We start from the raw sequence: 19,655 nt of genomic DNA, 5'->3' as shown, positions 1-19,655 counted from the left end.
TGCGGCTGAGACTTTGCGCAGGCCCGCCCCAGGCGAACACCCGGGTAAGGTTTCAATCCCCTTCGCAGCGGGGAGTGCGGCTGAGACCGTGCCGAAGAAGCGCGTGTACACGGCAGTGCAACTCGGTTTCAATCCCCTTCGCAGCGGGGAGTGCGGCTGAGACGACCTGCAGACCAACACGCATGACTACCCGGATAGCCGTTTCAATCCCCTTCGCAGCGGGGAGTGCGGCTGAGACGCATCGCGGACCTGCCGGACTGGGGCGTCGCGCTTATGTTTCAATCCCCTTCGCAGCGGGGAGTGCGGCTGAGACGAGTCTGGTATCCCGTCGGAGGCGGTGGGGTGCAAGGGTTTCAATCCCCTTCGCAGCGGGGAGTGCGGCTGAGACTCAGTTACGACGGCGACTACGGGTACAGCGTCGAAAAGTTTCAATCCCCTTCGCAGCGGGGAGTGCGGCTGAGACACAGGCCGGCCGTTTTCGACAACGACCAGGTTACTCCGTTTCAATCCCCTTCGCAGCGGGGAGTGCGGCTGAGACGACCTTGCAGAGCGTCTCCGGTGTGAGTAGCACAAGCGGTTTCAATCCCCTTCGCAGCGGGGAGTGCGGCTGAGACGCCGATCCAATCCCAGTGCTGCTTGAGTTCCTCTGTGCGTTTCAATCCCCTTCGCAGCGGGGAGTGCGGCTGAGACAACGACACGACCGACCTGTATGTGAGGGTCATGCAGGTTTCAATCCCCTTCGCAGCGGGGAGTGCGGCTGAGACCGACCACTTCTGTGCTGTCCGGCTGCATTTTACCACCGAAACCCGCTCGTTTCCAGCGTTTTTCTTCGAAAATGCTCCCAGACACGGCTATCACCTTCCCTGCGCAAATTGGTTATAAGCCGCCGGATGGGCACGATTTGCGAAAGACGCCCACCCGTGCACTCCACTGCCCTCCAGCGCGGTCTCTCGAGACCAGGCGGAGAGCAGGGAAAGCCCGTGGAACTCGTCCGGCGCACAGGACTCGCCCGTGCGAGCGCTCCCGTATCCGGTTTTCTTCGCAAATCGCCCGCGTCCGTGAACAGCGACGGTATTTGCGAAAGCGAGCTAGCATCCGATTTGCGAACCTGTCGGCTCTTACACGTCGCCACAGAAGCGTCGGAACTCGCAATCTAGACACTTGCCCCGGGCATCAGGCGGGTCGGGGAAGCGCTCGGCATCGATCATTTGTCGTATTCGTTGCAGGCTTGCGATCACCTTCTCACACGCTTCGGGTGTAATCTCCGCCTGCCAGACTTCGCCGTCCGAGAGTCTCACCAGATACCCATGGGGCGCGGGCAACTGGTACTGCTCACGGGCCATCATGGCGTAGGCGACCACCTGCAAGTAATGGTTGGGCGCCGGCTCTTCGTCGGTGTATTTGAACTCCACAGGATAGACATGGTTCGGGGTGATGATGAGCATATCGGCGCGCCCGGAGAGAGCCAGGGATGGTGACTCCAGGGGCGCATCGAAGATCCGCCTGCCCTCATGCAGCCCGTACCGGTCGAGAGTGCGGCGGTTCTCCAAGGCATCCGCGCGCTCCTCAGCGTCCTGACCATGGGCCATCTTGTAGGTGGTAGGCCGCTCGAGTGGCTGGACATAGGTGAAGTAGACGACCCGCGGGCAGTAGTGGAACTGACGGATGTCTGTGACGGTCAGTGGGAAGTCAGCCATTGTTGTTATCCTCCATGGGGCCGAAAGGGAGGGCCGGCCTATTCACGGGAGTCATCGGGATTCTCCCACGGATCATCGGTGAGGCCGACCGGCTTGCTGCGCTTTGGGATGCGTCGGACCACGTCCTTGAGAGCGCGATCCATGTGTGAAGAGCCGGCAGGCTGTTGGGCATTGTGCTCGCTTCGCTTTTCGGGCGGTTCGTCGGGCAGGAACCACACGGTGGCGTTGCGATCGGGAGGTGTTTCGGCCCCGCCTTCGAACTGCGCCGTAGCGTAGGTGCTACGTCGGGAGAAGCAGGTCTTGCACAGGGGCAGGATGTGTATTCGGGCTGGTTCGTCACCGATGAGGTCCTGGCATTCCAGGAGAAGCTCCTCGCATTCGTTCTCAGTAAGCTCGCCCCAGAAGGCCGAGAACTGGACGCGTTCCATGCCTTGCTCCTGACAGGCTCGGGCGACCTTGGTGCGAATGCGGTCGGATTCGATGTCGTAGATGAGTAAGTGTATCATGGTTCACCACCTCATGGTAAATCCGCGGAAGGGCTTCTCACCACGCACAGCGACGGCGATGGATCTGGCCTGGCGAACGATGATGTGCTTCAGGGCTTCCTTGTTTCCGGCGAAATCGGTGGGGGTCTCCATGCGCTCCAGCACCTGGGCGGCGAACTGCCGGCGCGATTGTTTGTCCAGCCTGGCATTGTCTTCGAACCGCGGCCTGAAGCCTTTGTTGATAACACTGATGACCGTGCGGTCCACGACGGGTTGACGGAAAGGCTCCTGCAGGTCGAGAACCAGGGAGGGCCTGCCCGGGCGGTCGACATGGATGAAACCGCCGAAGGGGTCGAGGCCCGCGAGCAGGACTGCTGTCCAGCATTGGGACTGGAGGATTCCGTAGCCGTAGTTGAGCAGCACATTGATCGGGTCTGTGGCCCCCTGATGGACCCGCTTGCCGGGGGACAGTTCAGGGGGCAACAGTTTCCACACGGCTTCCCAATAGACCGATCCTGCGCGTCCTTCGGTGTTGAGAATAGAGGGCCGGGCGGCGTCAATGTTCGGCCCGGGGACAGCGCGGCATTCCGAGGCCAGTCGAGCGATGTCGTTCGCGGCTTCCTGCAGTGCATCTGCGAGTTCAGGTTCCGTTTTGCGCCGGTATTTGGCGAAGTAGAGCAGGAGACTGCGTTGGTTGGCGAGCTTTGAGACCACCAGTTCGCGGGCGATGGACAGCCCGCGTTCGTCGTCATATGCGTCCAGTTGTTCGCGGCGCGTCTCGACGGTGGCGGTGAGCATGGGGGACATGATCTTGGCGAAGGGCTCTCCGTCGAAGTCGAGGCAATCGATGGGGATGCCGCGTCGTGCGCACTCGTGGACGAGATCAACGGAGATGGATATACCGCGACCTTCAAGGGCGATGCAGGCGAGATCGTCGATAGGGCGCTCGGTGAGGGTCTCTCCGGACTTGCGCACCTGGACGAGGTCGCCGCTCTTGCCTACGAAGCAGCCGAATTCGTCGACGATGAGGATGGACATGGGATCACCTCAAGGAAGTGGATCTGGCGAGTCCGTCTTCGGGAGAGTAAGGCAAGTCAACTACCGGCGCGTCGGACGTGTCGCGTTCGTAGACGAGCCCGGCCCGTCGCAGACGCGCGAGCCGGGAGAAAGAGATGGGGACGAGGAGTTCGGTAGCCTGAAGCGGGCTATCTGCCGCCAGCGCCCGATACTCAGGCTCCAGGCACGCCGGGAGAACGTCTATGCCATCGAAGGCTTGGTAGAAATGTTGCTCCAGGGTCTTGTCCGACTGGAATGGCGCAAGGGTATCGAGCACTCCTCGCTGGAAGTCCCTGGCAGCATGGTCGAAGGATTCGTTCCACCGCGCAGCGATGTCCGGGGTGTAGATGCGGTCAAGCCACTGGGAGGTCAGGGCTTCGTCGATCACCTGTCCGTTCTCCTCTCGCAGCAGAGCGAGGGTATTGGCGATGAGTGCCGGATCGTAGATGCCCTGTCCGTCGTCGGGGTGCGTGAGGATGTGTACGTCGACGATGCGCCCCGCAACTGCTTTGCGGTTGACCCGTCCAAACCGTTGCAGAAGAGCGTCCAGCGGGGCCGGCTCCGTAAAGACGGTGTCGAAGCTCACATCGAGGCTGACCTCCACCACCTGGGTCGCGACGAGAAGTGGCGGGACGCCGGCAGAGGTAAGCGCCTTTTCTTTGCGGTTTCGGTCCCGGGGGTTGAAGCCGCCGTGCAGCAGCTCGATGCGACGCCCAAGGCGGTTGGCCAGAAGCTGCCGCAGCTCCTGTGCATTGCGAATCGTATTGCAGCAGCACAAGACGGATTGCCCGCTTTCAACCGCGGCGGCGATGAGGTTCAGGGTCGAATCGTCGGCCCACTCGCTCTGGCAGACTCTCACCTGGTGTCGCCGGAACTGGGCGAGGTCTTCGGCCGATGCCTGGATGTGTTCCAGGTCTGGCAGGAAGGCCGACAGCCTGCGGCGCAGAAGCGTGGGGAGTGTCGCGGTCATCACAAAGAAGCGCGCATCCAGGGTCTGAGCGAGGAATCCGAAGAGCCCCAGGATCAGGCCCGCGCGTTCGGGCTCGTAAGCGTGGACCTCGTCCACGATCAGGTCCGCGCCGGCGAGATCCACGAGGATGGATTCATAGCCCTTGAGGCGGTATGCGGCCTTCAGGAGCTGATAGGGGGACAGGATGCGGAGAGCGCAGCGGTGCAGGCGTGACAGGTCGGCCAGGTTCCGTGCTCGGGCTGCGGCGGTAGATGGGTCCTCGGCTGCAGCCGTCTCTCGGGCATAGAGCGCTTGCAGAGAGCGGGCGTGGGAAAGAGCGACTTGCTCTGGTGGGAAGCCGTAGCGTTGTACAAGTCGATCATACATCGCGTTCATGCTGGCCTGGTACGGCAGGACATAGAAGAGTCTGGCGGCAGGGTCGCGAGAGGGCCGTCCCGCCTCTGCCCAGGACAAGGCGGCTTCTGTCTTTCCCGAACCCGTTGGCGCGCACAGGAGAGCCGATGACATGCAGTGTGATGCTTCGCGCTGATGCCCGCGCAAGGCCTCGGGGCCCAGCCCGATCCGCTCGTATATGGGGGGTGGTAATCCGAGCGGCGAAGGGGGGAGTTCAGTGTGACCGGCAGATGCCGCATGGTCCGCCATTATCAGAACTCCGCGAAGGGCCACCCCCAGCCGGACATCCCCGAAACCGGGATGATCCAGGTAGGAGCTGAAGTCGCGGGCACGGCGCTGGTATGCGTCCAGACGCGCGCGGATGAAGTCCGCGGACAGAGCGGAGGGCTTGGGCAGGCCGCCGCAATCTATGAGGTTAGGGATACCCGGGAGCAAATCGTCGAGGAGCCAGGCCATAACCGCGCCGTAGTCCTCAGGCGCGACCTGGGCAACAAATCCGGGGAAGGGGTCCATGTCCGGCGGGCCGGTGTAGACCCCATATCGTTCCGCGATGAAGTCGGCATCGCGGTGATGAGACAGGATGGCCGCGGATATCCAATCCACGGCCTCTTCTCCCAGGCGGTCGGCGAAGGGCGCAAGGAAACCCACGGAGAGGACTTCATGCCGCTCTCCCCAGCGTGGGCCTCCGAGGAGCATCTGCTGGAAACCGGTAGCAGCCTTTCCCAGATCGTGAAATGCCGCGGCCAGCAGAGCCCACTGAGTAAAGCATGGATGCCCGGCGAAGGATGATATTGCCGGTCGCTGCGCGAGCAGCACACTTGCTGCCTCAACGACCCGCCGCGTGTGTGCCGCCAGGCTGGCGTCGTCCCTACCCTCTGCGGGCGGCTTAGCCCACAGGCTTTCCATTCTTGGGTCTTTCACACGAGTTCTTGCAGCCATACAGCCCGGTGAGCGCCGTGAAACGCCTGGGTATCGGGATCGGCCCAGAGTTCACGTCCGGCAGGGATGGTTCGCACGAGCTGGTCGCCCAGTTGGTTTCGCAGCTCGTCCATCAGTCCCTGGTGCGCGTAAATGCGCTCCCGCAGCATCAGGTAATGGTCGAACCGTGGCTCTCGCGCCTGCCTCGGGTCCACGAAGCGCGGGAGCGTCAGCACGATCCCTGACCCAAGCCACAGCCGCTCTTCCGCGGGCAGAAGCGTGTGCTCGACGTATGCACAGTCGGTGGCATGGAGTTCGACTTCATCGATACGACCTATGGTTGCGAGATCCTGCGATCTCCCCAGACTCATCGCATAGTACGGGCGCCTGAATGCGTCGGCGAGGTCGAGGCGATTGATGTAGAGCGTCAGCCTTGCGTTGAACAGGAAATCGCGGGTGGTCGGGGTGACCGTGCCTTCTGTGGTCAGAGGCAGTTTCTGGCCGCGGCAGTCGAACTTGGCTCGAGCACCCTTTGGCGTAATGATATGCAGGTGCTCCAAGTCGCAGGCTTCGGCTTCGTATGTGAATCGGAAACCCAAGCGTAGCGTCTCGGGCGGCACGTAGTCACCCACCGCTGCGCAGACCAGGCCGTAGAGTGTTGCTGGGGGCGGCATCGGGAAGGTGGGATGCCGCCCCACCATGAAGTGCGGGTAACGGAAGGACGCCGTCGCGGCCTCAAACTCGACGCGTAGAACGCGCATAGTATGTACCGCCCCCTAGTCGAACCAGGCAGCGTTACCCGGCTCCTGCACATCAGCAGCCAGACGCTGCAATACCTTGCGCGGATGCTCCAGCACAATCTCACACGCATAGGGCTTCGGGTCGCTTCCAACCCACTCTTCGAAAGCTGCACGGCTGTCGTCCATGTATCCGTGGGCCCACCCTATGTACAGTGGAGACTGAAGCTGATCTGCAAATACGTTCAGGGCCTCCGTCAGGGCTTCCAGGTTTACCACGGGCAGTCCCTTTGCATCGGCCTTGACACACCGGGCGAAGGGGTGATTACCACCCTTCATGACCGCCGCAATTAGAAACGCCGGGGCGACATCCGTATAGTGCAACGTCTGGTTTGCGCCACCCTCCAGAGCCGCCATCGCTTCGAGCAGCGCCGCGACCCGCTGTGCGCGATGCGCGATGGGCAGGCGGTAGGATTTCTCACGCTCCAGGTGCTCCAAACCGCGTTCCTCGGCTGCTTTCTGTCGGATGCTGTCCAGGTTCTTGAAGCCAGTACGGTCCGCGTAGGAGAACGTGCCGCAGGCGCGCAGATCCAAGGAAAACAGCCCCTTGAGATGGGTATGGTAGAACTGGTGTTCAAAGGGCACGGGATTGCCCTCGTGACGGCTCATGGTGCCGAAGTCGTCGGTCGGGGTGCAGGGCGCAACGGCAATGAACGTGCCCACGCGGAAGGGTGCACAACGAGTCAGGGTGACTTTGGCTTCCAGATCGGTGAGCGACGATTCTTCCCGCGAGGCGGATGCCTCTTTGCTGCTTCCGGGCGCGCGCATGTAGCCGAAGAGGTCGTCGTCCCACCACTCCAAGGGATTGGCGTCGGTATAGGCCACCTTCGCCTCGCGCTGGATGGGAGCGGCCTTCCAGCCTGCGATCTTCTTCTCCGCCGTAGTTCGCACCCAGTACCTGAATGCTTGAGCAGAGACATACGGATAGGCTCCGTCCCTGGCCTTGATCGTTTTCACAACCACGATATTATCGGTGCGCTGACCTGTCTCCGCCCCGGCATTGTTCAGGGCTGACGCCGGAGCCTCGATGAGCATCATTCCAGTGATGAATGACATGGCAGATCCCCCTCATAGCGTTTTGTTTGGTGCTTCTCGGTGCATTGCGCGTTAGTCTTCCGACTCAGTCGCTTCATCCGGCGCATCCGCGAGTTCGGCCGCGTGCTCCTGCAGCCAGCCTCGCGCATGAAGCTCGTCCATCATCCTGATCAGCAACAGATCGCGGGCCAGGGACCAGTCCGCCCGCGCGACCTCTTCACCGTCCTCGAAGGCGAGGAGGAACTCGTCGAAGCTGATGAGTGGGGCTTCTCCTCGCTTGACCTGGGCGTGGCTGGCCCGCAGCAGGTGAGAGCGCAGCAAATGATACCTCCCTGATTCCCGCCACAAACGGTCAAAGAACCTCTTGTCATTCTGCTCAACCACATACCCCGCGAACCTCTCTCCTAGTGTCCTCAGCACTTCTACGCGTGCCTTCTCCATAAGTAACACCATCCTTAGGAAGACTTCCGTCAAGGGCCAGGCGTCGGGACCAGGTGGCCCGTCCGGCGCCCTGGCCAAAGCGTCCGGGATACGCCAACTCAGATGCCGGCGGATGAACCGGCCCAAGCTCGCGAGATCCTTGGTCAGGCCAAAGAGGTCTTCGTACAGCTGATTCCGATGCTCCCCGACCTTGTACTCAGTCGGCTCGTCGGCAGGCTTGCCCTTTGCGGGTGGCAAGCCCAGACGCCATCCCTGCCTCACGGCGTACTGCCAGCCATCTCGCACCGGCGAAGATGCTTGAGCCGCGCTCACGAATGCTAGGACTTCAGAGGGGAGATGGTAGACATCCACATTCGCGCTTGTGCCATAGTTGGTGAGGTGATAGGCCGTCAAGGATGGTCGGGACCTGATGGCTTCCTGTCCCGTCTGGGCATTCATGAGCGCCTCCATCAGGATCGTCCCCGGGTACTTGCTCTCGGGATACTTGCCACTTGACGGAATCGAGAGGATGCGCTGGTTCTTTGCAAGAAAACCCGCGACGATGCGCAAGGTGAGCTCGGGATCGTCACTGTGCGCCAACAGCAACCGCCCCTGACACTTCAGCGTACCGAGGACACAGGCCTGGATCGCCACGAGACATCGGGCGCAGACGGGCAAGCCGGCCTGCCCGCCCGGAGTGAAATTGACCGCCCCCTCGCCGGTCACGAGGGGAACGTGCTGCCGGAAGCGTCGTTTGGCCGCCTGTCCACAGAATGGGCAACGCTCAGGGCCTTCCGCCGCGGGAAGCGGGGACGTCGAGAGGACATCAGCAACGATGTCTCTCTTCCTTTCCTCTCCCATCGTTGGGTTTGCGTAGGCCGAGTTTGGGAACACAGTGGTGAGAAAGCCCCTGAGGGGTTCTCGGAAGTAGTGCTGTGTGATGTATTGAACGATCTCGACCAGGTCCTGCTCCGTCACCTCTTCCACATTGCGGCGACGGTTGAAGGCGGCGATCACGCTGGCGCCTACGTCCACTAGCGGATGGCCGGTATGTGTGTAGATAGGCCGTGTTTCAGTGCTCACCATGGTCCTCCCACGCCCGATGGCTCGATGTATTGTCTCCGATCTCCACCTGCCCCAGCCCGAACACTGCACCTTTGCCGACGTGGATGATCTCCGCAAGTCGCAGCAATGGAAGGAAGGGCGACAGGTCTCCCTCATACCGGGCGTCGCCAACAACACCCTCGAATTCCATCGTCTGCTTCTGACGATATGAATAGCGGCTTCGCGAATCACGTCTGCCCTGCCAGTCCGCCAGCACAATGCCGTCGCATCTTCGCACGAGATTCTGAGGCTCACGAACCTCGAACTCCAGGCCGTGGTACTCCCGCAGCCCCTCGGTCCTGCGCAAGAGTGAGGAAATCACGGCAGCGAATTCCGGGCGCTGCAGATCTCGTCCCTTGCGGCGCAAGCGAGTTGGAGTGATGAAACTCACGCGGAGGCTATCGTTGGGGAAATCCCGCACGGATCGATTGATGTCATCCTGGCAGACTGGATCCCAGGCGCAGTGAAGGAATCCCTGGTCTCTCGCGAAGATTCGCTCGCGCTCTCTGGTCAGGGGATGGATGCAGTCCACGTTTTCCAGCCGCTGCTCGACGCGCCCAAGCCCCATGTCCGGCTCCTGCCACTCGCTGACCGCAAGCACAAAGACTGGGACCAGGGCGGCTGCCCGTCCCATGAGAACAAGCTGAAACTTGATCGTGCCCTGGGGCTCGATATCCCCGGCGCGGATAACGTAGGGGCGAGGGATCTCCTGCCCGGCTGCCTGGAATCTCCCGTCCTGCGCGGCCACCGGCTCGAAGCAGAGGCCATACGCGCAGACGTCGCGGACTGGGCAACCGTCACACCGAGACGCCCGTTTTGCACAGGCCACCCTGCGGAGTGACTTTCCGAGTGCTCCCCTGATGCGGTTTGCGGTCCAGCCGGCGCTGTCGATCCTCTGCATGACACGCAGCGTATACTCAAGAACGCAGACCATGCTATCCACGCACCTTACTCGATGGCTGGGCGCCCGTGCGGAAGCACGTGGATATTGGGCTGCCAAAGCCAGCCTTTTCGGAGGAGCACCACCTCCGCGAGCCGGTCAATGCGACTTCTCAGGCATTGCAGCTGGTGGGTCAGTGGGATCCCCCCCAAGAGTGTTTGCCGCTCATACTGGAAAGTGTGGACAACATTGATTAGTTCGACGTCTGCGCCATTGTCACCTCCTGCCTCCTGGCTTGGTCCAACAATTGGTATGAGTCCCATTGTCCCAAGCGTGTTGGCCACTCGATGGAAGACCTATTGCCCGACAGCCTTCGAAGCGGGCGGCAGCTCTTGGCCGCGGGTGGAGTCGAGCGAAGCGGAGCTCGTGGAGTCGGTGCAACTCAGATCGCTTGAGGCCTCGAAGGGGGCTAATCTCCTTGACCTGACCGATTCGCAGTGATATACTCACCAACCTATGGTCGGGGCGTGGCGCAGCTTGGCTAGCGCGCACGGTTCGGGACCGTGAGGTCGCCGGTTCAAATCCGGCCGCCCCGACCAACATGCAGCCCGTGGCAGACAGGCCCTCGCAACCGCGAGGGCTTTTTGTGTACTACGGGAGGTCTGACCTGCCCCGGGCGTCGAACACAGTCCCCAACCCGCACCTGCTCTAGTCCCGCCCGTCACGTGGAGGGCATCATGAGTTCCGTGATCGATCTGCTCCGCGATATGGTTGCAATCCCCAGCGTCAACCCGTCCGACGGGGAGCCTGACGACCAGCTATTTGGCGAATCGCGCCTGGCCGACTACCTGGAGAGCTTCTTCCAGCGAAACCGCATCGACTGCGCGCGCCAGCCGGTGCGCCCCGGCCGGGACAATGTGGTCGCCGTGGTCTCGGGGCGAAGGCCAGATTTGTTGATCCTCGAGGCACACACGGATACGGTCTCTGTCGAAGGCATGGAGATCGCCCCCTTCGACCCGCGCACCGAGGAAGGGCGCGTGTTCGGCCGAGGCGCCTGCGACGACAAAGGCTCCCTGGCGGCGATGCTCGTCGCTCTCTCTGATGTCGCTTCCGCTGGGACGCCCGAACGCACCTGCGTGCTCGCGGCGACCTGCGACGAGGAGTACCGTTTCAGCGGCATCCGTGCGCTCGTGGAAAGGCCGGAAGAGGCTGGGCTGACTTCGGAGCAACTGTCGCGCGCCATGGCCTGTGTGGGGGAACCCACGGGCCTGCGCCTGGTCATCGCTCACAAGGGAGCCTTCCGCTGGCGCATGCGGACACGGGGCAAGGCCGCCCACAGCAGTACGCCCGAGGAAGGCGAAAACGCCATTTACACGATGGCGCGGCTCATTGAATCGCTCCGGGAGTACGCCGACAGCCTTGCGAGCCGGCCGGCACACCCACTCGTGGGCAAGCCGACTTTCAGCGTCGGCACCATTTCCGGCGGGCGTGCTGTGAACATCGTCCCGGACCTGTGTGAGATACTGGTGGATCGCCGGTTGATTCCGGGGGAGGATGGCGAGGCGGCCGAAGACGAGATCCGGCGCTGGATTGCCGGCACGGTCCCCGCGGAGATGGCTACTCTGCTTGAAGACTGGCCGCTGGAGACGAATCCGGATGCAGAGATCGTGAAGCGTGCACGGCGCGCCCTGAGAGACTTGGGCCTGAGTGATCAACCGATGGGTGTGAACTACGGGACAGATGCCAGCAAGATGACTCGCGCTGGAGTGGAATGTGTCGTCTGCGGGCCCGGGGACATCGGTCAAGCCCACACCGCAACCGAGTGGGTGGCCGTGGATCAGGTCGAGGCAGCTGTTGGATTTTATCGTGGGCTCTTGACGGGCACCTGACGCTCCCGCACAGAGTTTGACTTGGCGAAAAACCGGGTGCTATACTCGCCAACACAAGACCCGCGGCTGCGCAGGCGGGCTATCCTGAAAGAAGCACCTGTCTTGGGATACCTGGTACTCATCGAAAAATGGGCCGAGAACCTCGAAGAGGTCACGCTGAACCGCTGGCTCAAGCCGGAGGGCGTTTTCGTGCGCGAAGGCGATCTTCTCTGCGAGATCATCACCGACAAGGTGACCTTCGAGTATGAGGTCGAAGTGCCAGGCTACGTGCGCCGGCGCTTCTGCCCCGAAAAGAGCGTGCTTCCGGTGGGTTACGCCATCGCCTTCATCGGTGACGAAGACGAACGCGTTCCCGAGGGAGTAGAGTCCCGCAACAGCCAGCTCCTGCAGCAGCACGCCGCCCGGGCCTCCCTGGACATTGAGCTGGACTTATTCGGCGACGCCGCACTCGGAGCGCCAAGGCCTCACCGCGACAAGCTCGAGCGAAGGGTACGAGCAACCCCGGCAGCCCGGCGCGTTGCTCGGGAAAACGACGTGACCATCGAGCAGGTCGCGGCCTGGGCCGAGACGGACGGCCCGATATCCCAGGCCGATGTGGAAGCCTATCTGGAAGCGATGGATGAGGACGAGTAGGCCGTCGCCGGGGGTGGAGATCCCATGCAGCCTGATAATGACGTCACTCCAGTCGGTGATTCATCTCCCGACCCGTCGGAAGGTCTGCCGGTGCGTCGTGACGACGCTGGTGGCCGAAATCTCAGGCGACGCGCAGGGTGCATCTGGGGCTGCCTCACCGAGCCGCTGGTGATCCTCGGTGCCACGATCCTCGCCGCAGTGCTCGGTCGAGCGTACCTGGTACGCAAGGCCAGAAGACTGCGCAAGCAGGCGCGGGACACGGAGCCGGGGGAGTAGTAGCAGACCCGGTCGCCCGCACTACCACCGATACGCGAGGTCCCCCCTATGACCGCACCGCTGGAAGGCAGGAGGGCCCTGGTTACTGGCGCATCCCGGGGCATTGGTCGAGCCATCGCCTTGAGGCTTGCCGCCGACGGTGCCGACGTGCTTGTCAACTACGCCAGCAATGAGGCAGCGGCCGCCGCAGTCGTGGGAGAGATCACCGCGCTCGGGCGCAAAGCTGTTGCATTACAGGCCGATGTGCGCGACGCGGAGGCCGCCAAGTCTCTCGTTTCGGCCACCCAGGAGCACCTTGGCGGTCTGGACATCCTCATCAACAACGCGGGCGTGGTGCGCGACCAGTATCTCACCTTTATGAAAGACGAAGCGTGGGATGAGGTTTTGGACACCTCGCTGCGCGGGGCCTACCTGCTCTCCAAGCACGCGGTGAAAGCGATGATGCGCGGCAAGTGGGGGCGCATCGTCAATATATCCTCTGACGCCGGGCTGATGGGTGACGTGCGGCGCACCAACTACGCTGCCGCGAAGGCGGGATTGATCGGCTTTACCAAGGCCCTCGCCCGCGAATTAGCCGCCCAGGGCATTCTCGTCAATGCCATCGCGCCAGGCATCATCGAGACCGACCTCACCGCGGACATGGAAGACGCCCGGCGCGACGCCCTTCTGGCCGCCATTCCCCTGAGACGGTTCGGCAAGCCTGAGGAAGTGGCGCCTTTGGTGTCTTTCCTGTGTTCCGAGGGCGCATCGTACATCACCGGCCAGGTGTTTTCCGTGAACGGTGGCCTGCGGATGTGAGTTCGAGGTCGGCCATTCCGCTGCATTGCTGGAGCGTGGTCACCCAAATGGCGCAGACTTCCCGCCTGCCTCTCCCCCGCTTTCTGCCCGCCCTAGCCTGTTTCGTGGCGTTCGCCTTCGCTGCGTCGTGCCTTTATTCCGAGCCGTTGAAGGAGCCCGTTTCCGTGGTGAAGAAAGGCTTCGAAGACGGGCTGCAGGGCTGGCGCACCCAAGGCGAGGCCGAGTTTGGCCTGGACACCGAGATGAAGCACTCGGGTGCACAGTCAGCACGGATCACCATCGCGCCGGGCACAAAGCTGAATTACCAGCAGCTCAAGTGGGAGATCGGCCCCGTCAGCCCCGGCGACGAGTTCCGCGTGAGTCTCTGGGTCCGCAGCCGCGGCGTTGCCACTGACCCGGGTGCGTATGCGGCCTTGCAGTTTCTGGACGCCGCGGGAGAGCGTTCCGGCATCGTCCATTCGGCCATTTCCAGGAGCAATGGTGCGAATGACTGGCAGAAACTGACCCTGGAGGGCACTGCGCCCAAGGGCACGGAGAAGGCGACGCTGGACCTGATCCTCCACGCTGAAGGTACCGCATGGTTCGATGATGTGGAGGTCGAGATGACCGGACGCATCGAAGAGTGGCCGGACCTCGGGATGCAGACGCGGGAAATCACCATCGACACCGGCAAGGTCGTGCATCCATCTTTCGGCGGCGTGGGCTTTCATGTGTTTCACCACGCCTACCCGGCGTCACAGGAGATTATGGACACCGTCATCGCAAAGCGCTGGCGAGAAATCCGCCCATCATTCGCCCGTATGAACGATCGATATGATTGGGACAGGGCCACCTGGGATGACGTGGCCGGACACATACGGCGCATGCGGGATGAGACCGGCACTGAGATCTACCTGACCACCTGGGGCCCGAAGAAAACCGCCCCGGGCCAGGAGCGCGCAGCCTACGCGAAGCAAGTCGTGGACAACCTGGAGTACCTGGTGCGGGACAAGGGACTGTCCAACGTGAAGACCTACTGCATGACCAACGAGCTATCCTTGAATGGCTGGGGCTCGCTGGTGGGAGACATGCCGACCTTCAGGGACTACCACCAGCACTTGTACGATGAGATCAGGCGGAGGGGACTGGACGTCGGTCTGCTGGCGTCGGACGCATCGCCCATCGACTACTGGCACACCATCGAGTGGGCCGCGAACAATATGGACGACATCACCGCGGTCTACGGCGGGCACCACTACATCAATGACCGGCCTCTCGACGATGAGCGTTTCTACCCGTGGTTCCTGTCGAAGCTCCAGTGGGCTGCCGGCATCGCCCGCGCCAGGGGGAAGAACTTCATCCTTGGCGAGTTCGGCTGCAAGCAGGACGGAAGCATCCGCAACGGGAAAAAGTGGGACGCCTGCATCTACTGGGATACGCCCCAGGAGCCGCTCGTGGCGATCCAGTTGTCCGAGGCGGCTATCGCCGCGATCAACGCCGGCGTCTACGCCATGGGCAACTGGACCTACATGGACTTCCCTGACGAAGCCAGCACCAACTATGCCAACAAGTGGGGGATGTTCCGCCGCAGCGGCGATGACTATTCCACCCGGGCTCACTACTATGCCTACGGCTTGCTCACCCGGTTCTTCCGCGGCCCGGCCACCGTTTTCACCACCGCCTGCAATGATCCGTACCTGCGCGTGGCAGCTGTTCGGCACCACGGTACGGGAGCCTGGTCCATCGCGGTGGTGAACCGATGCCCAAACACTGTTCCGTTCTCGCTCCAGATCAAGGGAGACGCGCCCGCTATCACGCTGCGCAAGTACGTCTATGACCCGGCGAACATCCCCTTCCACCCATTCGGGGACATGCAGGCGCCCGAGGGCCTGGTGGAGATGGCCAACGGAGAACTGGAGGACAGCATCGGCCCGAGTACTCTGACAGTCTACACGTCGGGTTTCGACGACGTGCCGCCAGCAGTGGTTTCAGGGGTCAAGGCTGCGAAGCAGGCTGATGGCTCCTGGCGCATTGAGTGGCACGCGAATGCGGAAGAGGACTTCTGTTACTACCGCGTCTACTGCTCAGACCAGGCGGCCTTCCAGCCGGCTGTAGGTAACCAGATCGGGTCAACTATCGCGACGCACTTCGTCGACCGTCGGCCCGAGCCGGCAGGGGACCGTTTCTACCGGGTAATCGCAGTGGACACATCAGGCAACGCCGGACCGGGGTAGCCAATGATTCGGGGCGCGGGAACCAGCTCGTCCCCGCGCCCCGCAAGTCACCAATGGCCTCCTACCTCTCGGTGCTGCGGATCAACTCGAACAACCCCTTGGCGGCCTCGATGGGTCCCTCGCGCTCCATGCCTTCCACTCCAAGACGCGTGCGCAGTTGCCCCACCGGTATCCCTGCATCGAAAGCCGCCTGAAAGAACCGGGCCGCGATGGGCTCGTGGCGATCCCGAAGCTGCTCCGGTCCGAAAGGATTCCCGAAGTAGGTGCCCACGAGCCCGCTTTCGTCGCTGGTGCCCTTCGCGGTGCGCAGGCCCTTGCGGAAGACATCGAGAGCCGCCTCAGGGCTGGGCGCCGGGTCAACGATGGGGTGCTGCTCGTCCACGTCTTCGAAGTTGTTCGCGTACAGAAGCATGTCGACTTTATGCCCCGCCACCACGTCAACGTAGTCGGTGATGGGAATGACGACCCGCGCATTCTGCCGATGGGGGTTGACGAGGATGCTCCGGTCGATGCGCCCGAAAGCGTAGCCCGTATCCAGGTCGTCGAGACGGACGAACGCGCCAATCTCCGTGCCGTAGGCGATGATGCTGCCGTCATCGCCCAATGCGAGGGAGCCCATATCGTCGAAGATAATGGTCATGCCGCGCAAGTACTCATCGGCAAGGATGCGGAAAGCCTCAAGCGTCTCGGATTTCCCAGCGCCACTGTCGCCGACGATTACCACGTTACTGGTGCGCCCCCCCTTGAGATCGACCCGACACATGGCCCCGTGCACAGGCAGGCGACCCTTGCGCATGGCGGCCACGTTATGCAGCGTCAGGAGCATTTTCTTGAAGTACCCGAGATAATCCACCTCGTCAGAGCGCCCGATGACCCCGAGCACCAGGTCGTTCTCCTCGTCTTCATAGAAAACCGTGGGATTCTCCTTGAGTGCGCCACGGGGCACACCGAAGACCAGGATCCCGTCCGGCTTCTCTCGAGCCTCATTGTGCCCGGCGATTTCAAACAGATTCAGCAGGCAGACCGCGTGGGCCAGGAAGTCCCGGTCGAAGTAGACCAGCATATTCATCTGCCCCACGCGAATCGGTAGGCAATGCCAGCGCGCCGGGTTGATGATCACGCGCTCCAACGGGTTGCTGTCAACTCGCTCGAACTTCCCCACGCGGCGGTTGGCGAAAGGATAGAGCACCACCGGCGGAACCATGAGCGCAAGGCGGACCATCTTGATGTCCTTGAGCATCTGGTAAGGTCCGGGCGGGCAGGGCCAGGAAACCTTGTCGATCAGCAGGCTCATGTTCGCGCCCGATGGCACCTGGCGGTACACGCGCGGCCAGTGTCCGCGCAGGTGATACAGGATGCGCTGGTAGGCATCGCGCACCAGGCGGTTCAGATCGTCGTTTGAGTGGATGAAACTCAGGTGTCCCTCCAGCGCCCGATCCCGGGACTCGTCCGCGCCGCCCTCGAAGATCAGGTAGCGCTCATGTGCCCTCCAATGGTCGTAAAGCATCTCGACCAGCGCCGCCAGGGCATCGGGATCGGATAGGAGCACCGTGATATCCGGTGCTTTCACCCGCAGTTCCTCTGGCGCCAGATCCACCAGTAGCCCGAGTGTCCGCGTGAGAACCAGCGCGGCTTCGGAGATTTCGCCCGGCTCGCAGGTGGTCTCGAGGCCTTCGAACAAGCGCATCATCGTGGACTCGCGCGACCGCAGGCGGTCGATGAAGCCCTGAACCACGGTGGCCGCCGTGGCGCTCTGGAAGACTTGGGTGGGCTGGGTGCATTGCACCCCGGTCATGTGGATGACTACGCTGCGATCCGACAGCTTGGCAGGTGTGTAATGCATCCTGGTCACCTCAACGGGTTGAAAAGTGACCCGCGCCGTGGGCGCGGGTCACCGGGTGTGCACGTGTCTCTCGCGGATCTTGGTCAGGCCCCCCCGGGGACGTTCTCAGTCCTCAGCCGCCTGATTGCGTCTTCCAATGGCTGCGGGCCAAGGTCGCCCTCCTCGCGGGACCGCACGGCTACCGCACCGGCTTCCGCTTCCTTGTCGCCAACCACGAACATGTAGGGCACCTTCTGCCCCTGTGCGTGGCGGATCTTGTTCCCGAGGGTTCCGCTGAGGGTGTCCACTTCCACGCGGAAGCCCTCGTCGATAAGTCTTCCCGCAACCTGCTGCGCGTATTCATTGTTGCGGTCCGTAATTGGCAGCACCGACACCTGCACCGGCGCGAGCCAGAGTGGGAACGCTCCCGCGTAGTTCTCGATGAGCACGCCCAGGAAGCGCTCAATCCCGGCAAGCACCACGCGGTGGATCATGACAGGCCGATGCTCCTTGCCGTCTTCACCCACATAGGTGATGTCGAAGCGCTCGGGTTGCGTAAAGTCACACTGGATTGTGGGACACTGCCAAAGGCGGCCGATGGCGTCTTTGACCTTGATGTCGATCTTTGGCCCGTAGAACGCACCTCCCCCGGGGTCAACCTCATATTCCAGGTTGTTGGCATCGAGGGCATTGATCAGCGCGTTTGTGGCGATCTCCCACTGCTCATCGGTCCCCACGGACTTCTCCGGCCGAGTGGACAGGTAGACCTTGTACTCCGGGAACCCGAAGGTCCGCATCATGAAAGCCGCGAAATTGATGACACCCGTAATCTCGTCGAGAAGCTGATCCTCGCGGCAGAAGATGTGGGCATCATCCTGGGTGAATCCGCGGACGCGCATAAGCCCGTGCAGGACGCCGGACAGCTCGTGGCGGTAGACCGTGCCCAGCTCGAAATACCGAATCGGCAGATCACGGTAGCTCCGGGTCTGCGTCCGATAGATCAGGATGTGCCCCGGGCAATTCATGGGTTTGATCCCGTACTCCTGGTTGTCGATCTCCGTGAAGTACATGGGATAGCCCTGCTGACGATGCCCGGAAGTGGTCCAGATATCGCTCTTGATCAGGTGCGGCGTGCGCAGCAGTTGATAGCCACGCTTGAGATGCTCGCGGATGCTGAAGTCCACCACGATTTGCCGCAGCATTGCGCCCTTCGGGTGGTAGTACGGCAGGCCAGCGCCGGCTTCCTCGTGGAAGCTGAACAGGTCTAGTTCGCGGCCAATTCGGCGGTGATCCCTGCGCTTGGCTTCCTCGATGCGCTCCAGATGCTCATCCAAGAGCTTGCGGTCCGGATACGCCGTCCCGTAGATGCGCTGGAGCATGGCATTGTGTTCGTCGCCGCGCCAGTAGGCACCGGCCACAGAAGTGAGCTTGAAGGCCTTCACCCGGCCGGTGCTGGGCAAGTGCGGCCCCACGCACAGGTCCCGGAAGCCATTGTGCTCATAGACGGTGATGACGCTGCCGTTGGCGGCAATGTCCTCGATCATTTCCAGCTTGTACGGGTTGTCGGCGAACAGCTCTCGGGCCTCATCAGCGGTGACTTCGCGCCTGCTGAAGGCCTCGTCCGCGTCGACGATATGCTGCATCTCGCCCTCGATGCGCCGCAGATCGTCCTCCGAGAAGGGTGCGGGGACATCGAAGTCATAGTAGAAGCCCTCGTCGATAGGCGGGCCGATGGTGAGCTTCGCGTCCGGGAACAGACGTAGCACTGCGTCAGCGAGGACGTGAGCGGATGAGTGCCAGAAGACATCCCGGCCCTCTTCGCTGTCGAAGGTCACAATCTGGATGGCGGCATCCTGCTCCACCGGCGTGCTAAGGTCCACCAGTTTTCCGTCGATCTTGCCGGCAACTGCGGCCTTCGCCAGGCGGCTCCCGATCTTCTCGGCGACCTGAAGGACGGTAGTCCCCCGCTCACACTCGATCACTGAGCCGTCTGGAAGCGTTACGTTGATAGCGCTCATCGGGACACCCTCCTTCTTCGCGAATGGTAGGATTCAGGCACGTCTGGCGCCATGACTGCCGCCAGGCGGGTCCGCGACAGTATACCAAAAGCCACTGATACTGTGAAGCAGTGGCGACACGGGGTGTCAACGCAAAGTAGAAATGTCCGGTTTTGTGCAAAGTAGAAATGTCCTACTGCCGTTGGGGTCGGGAGTCTCCTTTGTAGGGTTTCTTCCACGGGTGGTCTGCCTTCGGGGTGACGGCTGTGCCT

The 19,655-nt window shown here is 62.3% G+C and carries 15 protein-coding genes, 1 tRNA gene and 1 CRISPR repeat array; of the genes, 6 read left to right on the top strand and 10 right to left on the bottom strand.

The annotated features are described in order from the left end of the window. Positions 1–49: 49 nt before the first annotated feature. Positions 50–764: direct repeats of the CRISPR family, unit length 38 nt; unit sequence GTTTCAATCCCCTTCGCAGCGGGGAGTGCGGCTGAGAC. Between the two features lie 354 nt (positions 765–1,118). The 8 genes from cas4 to cas6 are packed head-to-tail and all read right to left on the bottom strand — an operon-like array spanning position 1,119 to position 9,809. Next, positions 1,119–1,697, bottom strand: a complete 579-nt coding sequence (gene cas4, locus HPY44_21945) for a CRISPR-associated protein Cas4 (GenBank protein ID NSW58684.1) — start codon at positions 1,695–1,697, stop codon at positions 1,119–1,121. Positions 1,698–1,735: 38 nt separating this feature from the next. Further along, positions 1,736–2,203 carry a CRISPR-associated endonuclease Cas2 gene (gene cas2 / locus HPY44_21940; GenBank protein ID NSW58683.1) on the bottom strand — a complete coding sequence of 156 codons (468 nt, stop codon included), beginning with the start codon at positions 2,201–2,203 and terminating at the stop codon, positions 1,736–1,738. 3 nt (positions 2,204–2,206) lie between these two features. Further along, on the bottom strand, positions 2,207–3,220 hold the full coding sequence (cas1, locus tag HPY44_21935) for a CRISPR-associated endonuclease Cas1 (protein ID NSW58682.1): 1,014 nt from the start codon (positions 3,218–3,220) through the stop codon (positions 2,207–2,209). A 4-nt stretch (positions 3,221–3,224) separates the two neighbouring features. Next, positions 3,225–5,507 (bottom strand): CRISPR-associated helicase Cas3', encoded by a 2,283-nt coding sequence (cas3, locus tag HPY44_21930; GenBank protein NSW58681.1) that lies wholly within the window; start codon positions 5,505–5,507, stop codon positions 3,225–3,227. Between the two features lie 11 nt (positions 5,508–5,518). After that, complete coding sequence (cas5b, locus tag HPY44_21925; GenBank protein NSW58680.1) at positions 5,519–6,280, bottom strand: type I-B CRISPR-associated protein Cas5; 762 nt, start codon at positions 6,278–6,280, stop codon at positions 5,519–5,521. 15 nt (positions 6,281–6,295) lie between these two features. Beyond that, positions 6,296–7,372: a type I-B CRISPR-associated protein Cas7/Cst2/DevR gene (gene cas7i / locus HPY44_21920; protein ID NSW58679.1), complete on the bottom strand. Its 1,077-nt coding sequence runs from the start codon at positions 7,370–7,372 to the stop codon at positions 6,296–6,298. Positions 7,373–7,423: 51 nt separating this feature from the next. Continuing rightward, positions 7,424–8,854 (bottom strand): type I-B CRISPR-associated protein Cas8b1/Cst1, encoded by a 1,431-nt coding sequence (cas8a1, locus tag HPY44_21915; GenBank protein NSW58678.1) that lies wholly within the window; start codon positions 8,852–8,854, stop codon positions 7,424–7,426. After that, complete coding sequence (cas6, locus tag HPY44_21910) at positions 8,844–9,809, bottom strand: CRISPR system precrRNA processing endoribonuclease RAMP protein Cas6 (GenBank protein ID NSW58677.1); 966 nt, start codon at positions 9,807–9,809, stop codon at positions 8,844–8,846. The genes cas8a1 and cas6 overlap by 11 nt, the downstream gene beginning before the upstream one ends. A gap of 467 nt (positions 9,810–10,276) precedes the next feature. On the opposite strand from cas6, the gene HPY44_21905 reads away from it, so the two are divergent. The 6 genes from HPY44_21905 to HPY44_21880 all read left to right on the top strand — a co-directional run bounded on the left by HPY44_21905 (position 10,277) and on the right by HPY44_21880 (position 15,564). Then, a tRNA-Pro gene (locus HPY44_21905) sits at positions 10,277–10,354 on the top strand. A 138-nt stretch (positions 10,355–10,492) separates the two neighbouring features. Then, positions 10,493–11,644 carry a M20 family metallopeptidase gene (locus HPY44_21900; protein NSW58676.1) on the top strand — a complete coding sequence of 384 codons (1,152 nt, stop codon included), beginning with the start codon at positions 10,493–10,495 and terminating at the stop codon, positions 11,642–11,644. Between the two features lie 102 nt (positions 11,645–11,746). Beyond that, complete coding sequence (locus tag HPY44_21895; protein NSW58675.1) at positions 11,747–12,277, top strand: E3 binding domain-containing protein; 531 nt, start codon at positions 11,747–11,749, stop codon at positions 12,275–12,277. 24 nt (positions 12,278–12,301) lie between these two features. Then, positions 12,302–12,553 (top strand): hypothetical protein, encoded by a 252-nt coding sequence (locus HPY44_21890; GenBank protein ID NSW58674.1) that lies wholly within the window; start codon positions 12,302–12,304, stop codon positions 12,551–12,553. A 48-nt stretch (positions 12,554–12,601) separates the two neighbouring features. Then, positions 12,602–13,351 (top strand): 3-oxoacyl-[acyl-carrier-protein] reductase, encoded by a 750-nt coding sequence (fabG, locus tag HPY44_21885; protein ID NSW58673.1) that lies wholly within the window; start codon positions 12,602–12,604, stop codon positions 13,349–13,351. Between the two features lie 164 nt (positions 13,352–13,515). Then, positions 13,516–15,564 carry a carbohydrate binding domain-containing protein gene (locus tag HPY44_21880; protein NSW58672.1) on the top strand — a complete coding sequence of 683 codons (2,049 nt, stop codon included), beginning with the start codon at positions 13,516–13,518 and terminating at the stop codon, positions 15,562–15,564. A 61-nt stretch (positions 15,565–15,625) separates the two neighbouring features. On the opposite strand, the gene HPY44_21875 is transcribed toward HPY44_21880, so the two are convergent. Beyond that, complete coding sequence (locus tag HPY44_21875; GenBank protein ID NSW58671.1) at positions 15,626–17,407, bottom strand: phosphoenolpyruvate carboxykinase; 1,782 nt, start codon at positions 17,405–17,407, stop codon at positions 15,626–15,628. A gap of 83 nt (positions 17,408–17,490) precedes the next feature. Then, positions 17,491–19,404, bottom strand: coding sequence for a threonine--tRNA ligase (thrS, locus tag HPY44_21870; protein NSW58670.1), 1,914 nt, complete (start codon positions 19,402–19,404; stop codon positions 17,491–17,493). Positions 19,405–19,655: the final 251 nt, after the last annotated feature.

It is taken from the genome of Armatimonadota bacterium, from assembly GCA_013314775.1.
Lineage (GTDB): Bacteria > Armatimonadota > Zipacnadia > Zipacnadales > JABUFB01 > JABUFB01.
The sequence above is the reverse complement of the archived record's forward strand: the minus strand, read 5'-3'. Positions and strand labels throughout refer to the sequence as shown.

Coding starts and splice junctions, on each gene's coding strand:
- cas4 (NSW58684.1), bottom strand. CDS start 1,697: ATGGCTGACTTCCCACTGACCGTCACAGACATCCGTCAGTTCCACTAC.
- cas2 (NSW58683.1), bottom strand. CDS start 2,203: ATGATACACTTACTCATCTACGACATCGAATCCGACCGCATTCGCACC.
- cas1 (NSW58682.1), bottom strand. CDS start 3,220: ATGTCCATCCTCATCGTCGACGAATTCGGCTGCTTCGTAGGCAAGAGC.
- cas3 (NSW58681.1), bottom strand. CDS start 5,507: ATGGAAAGCCTGTGGGCTAAGCCGCCCGCAGAGGGTAGGGACGACGCC.
- cas5b (NSW58680.1), bottom strand. CDS start 6,280: ATGCGCGTTCTACGCGTCGAGTTTGAGGCCGCGACGGCGTCCTTCCGT.
- cas7i (NSW58679.1), bottom strand. CDS start 7,372: ATGTCATTCATCACTGGAATGATGCTCATCGAGGCTCCGGCGTCAGCC.
- cas6 (NSW58677.1), bottom strand. CDS start 9,809: ATGGTCTGCGTTCTTGAGTATACGCTGCGTGTCATGCAGAGGATCGAC.
- HPY44_21900 (NSW58676.1), top strand. CDS start 10,493: ATGAGTTCCGTGATCGATCTGCTCCGCGATATGGTTGCAATCCCCAGC.
- HPY44_21890 (NSW58674.1), top strand. CDS start 12,302: ATGCAGCCTGATAATGACGTCACTCCAGTCGGTGATTCATCTCCCGAC.
- fabG (NSW58673.1), top strand. CDS start 12,602: ATGACCGCACCGCTGGAAGGCAGGAGGGCCCTGGTTACTGGCGCATCC.
- HPY44_21875 (NSW58671.1), bottom strand. CDS start 17,407: ATGCATTACACACCTGCCAAGCTGTCGGATCGCAGCGTAGTCATCCAC.
- thrS (NSW58670.1), bottom strand. CDS start 19,404: ATGAGCGCTATCAACGTAACGCTTCCAGACGGCTCAGTGATCGAGTGT.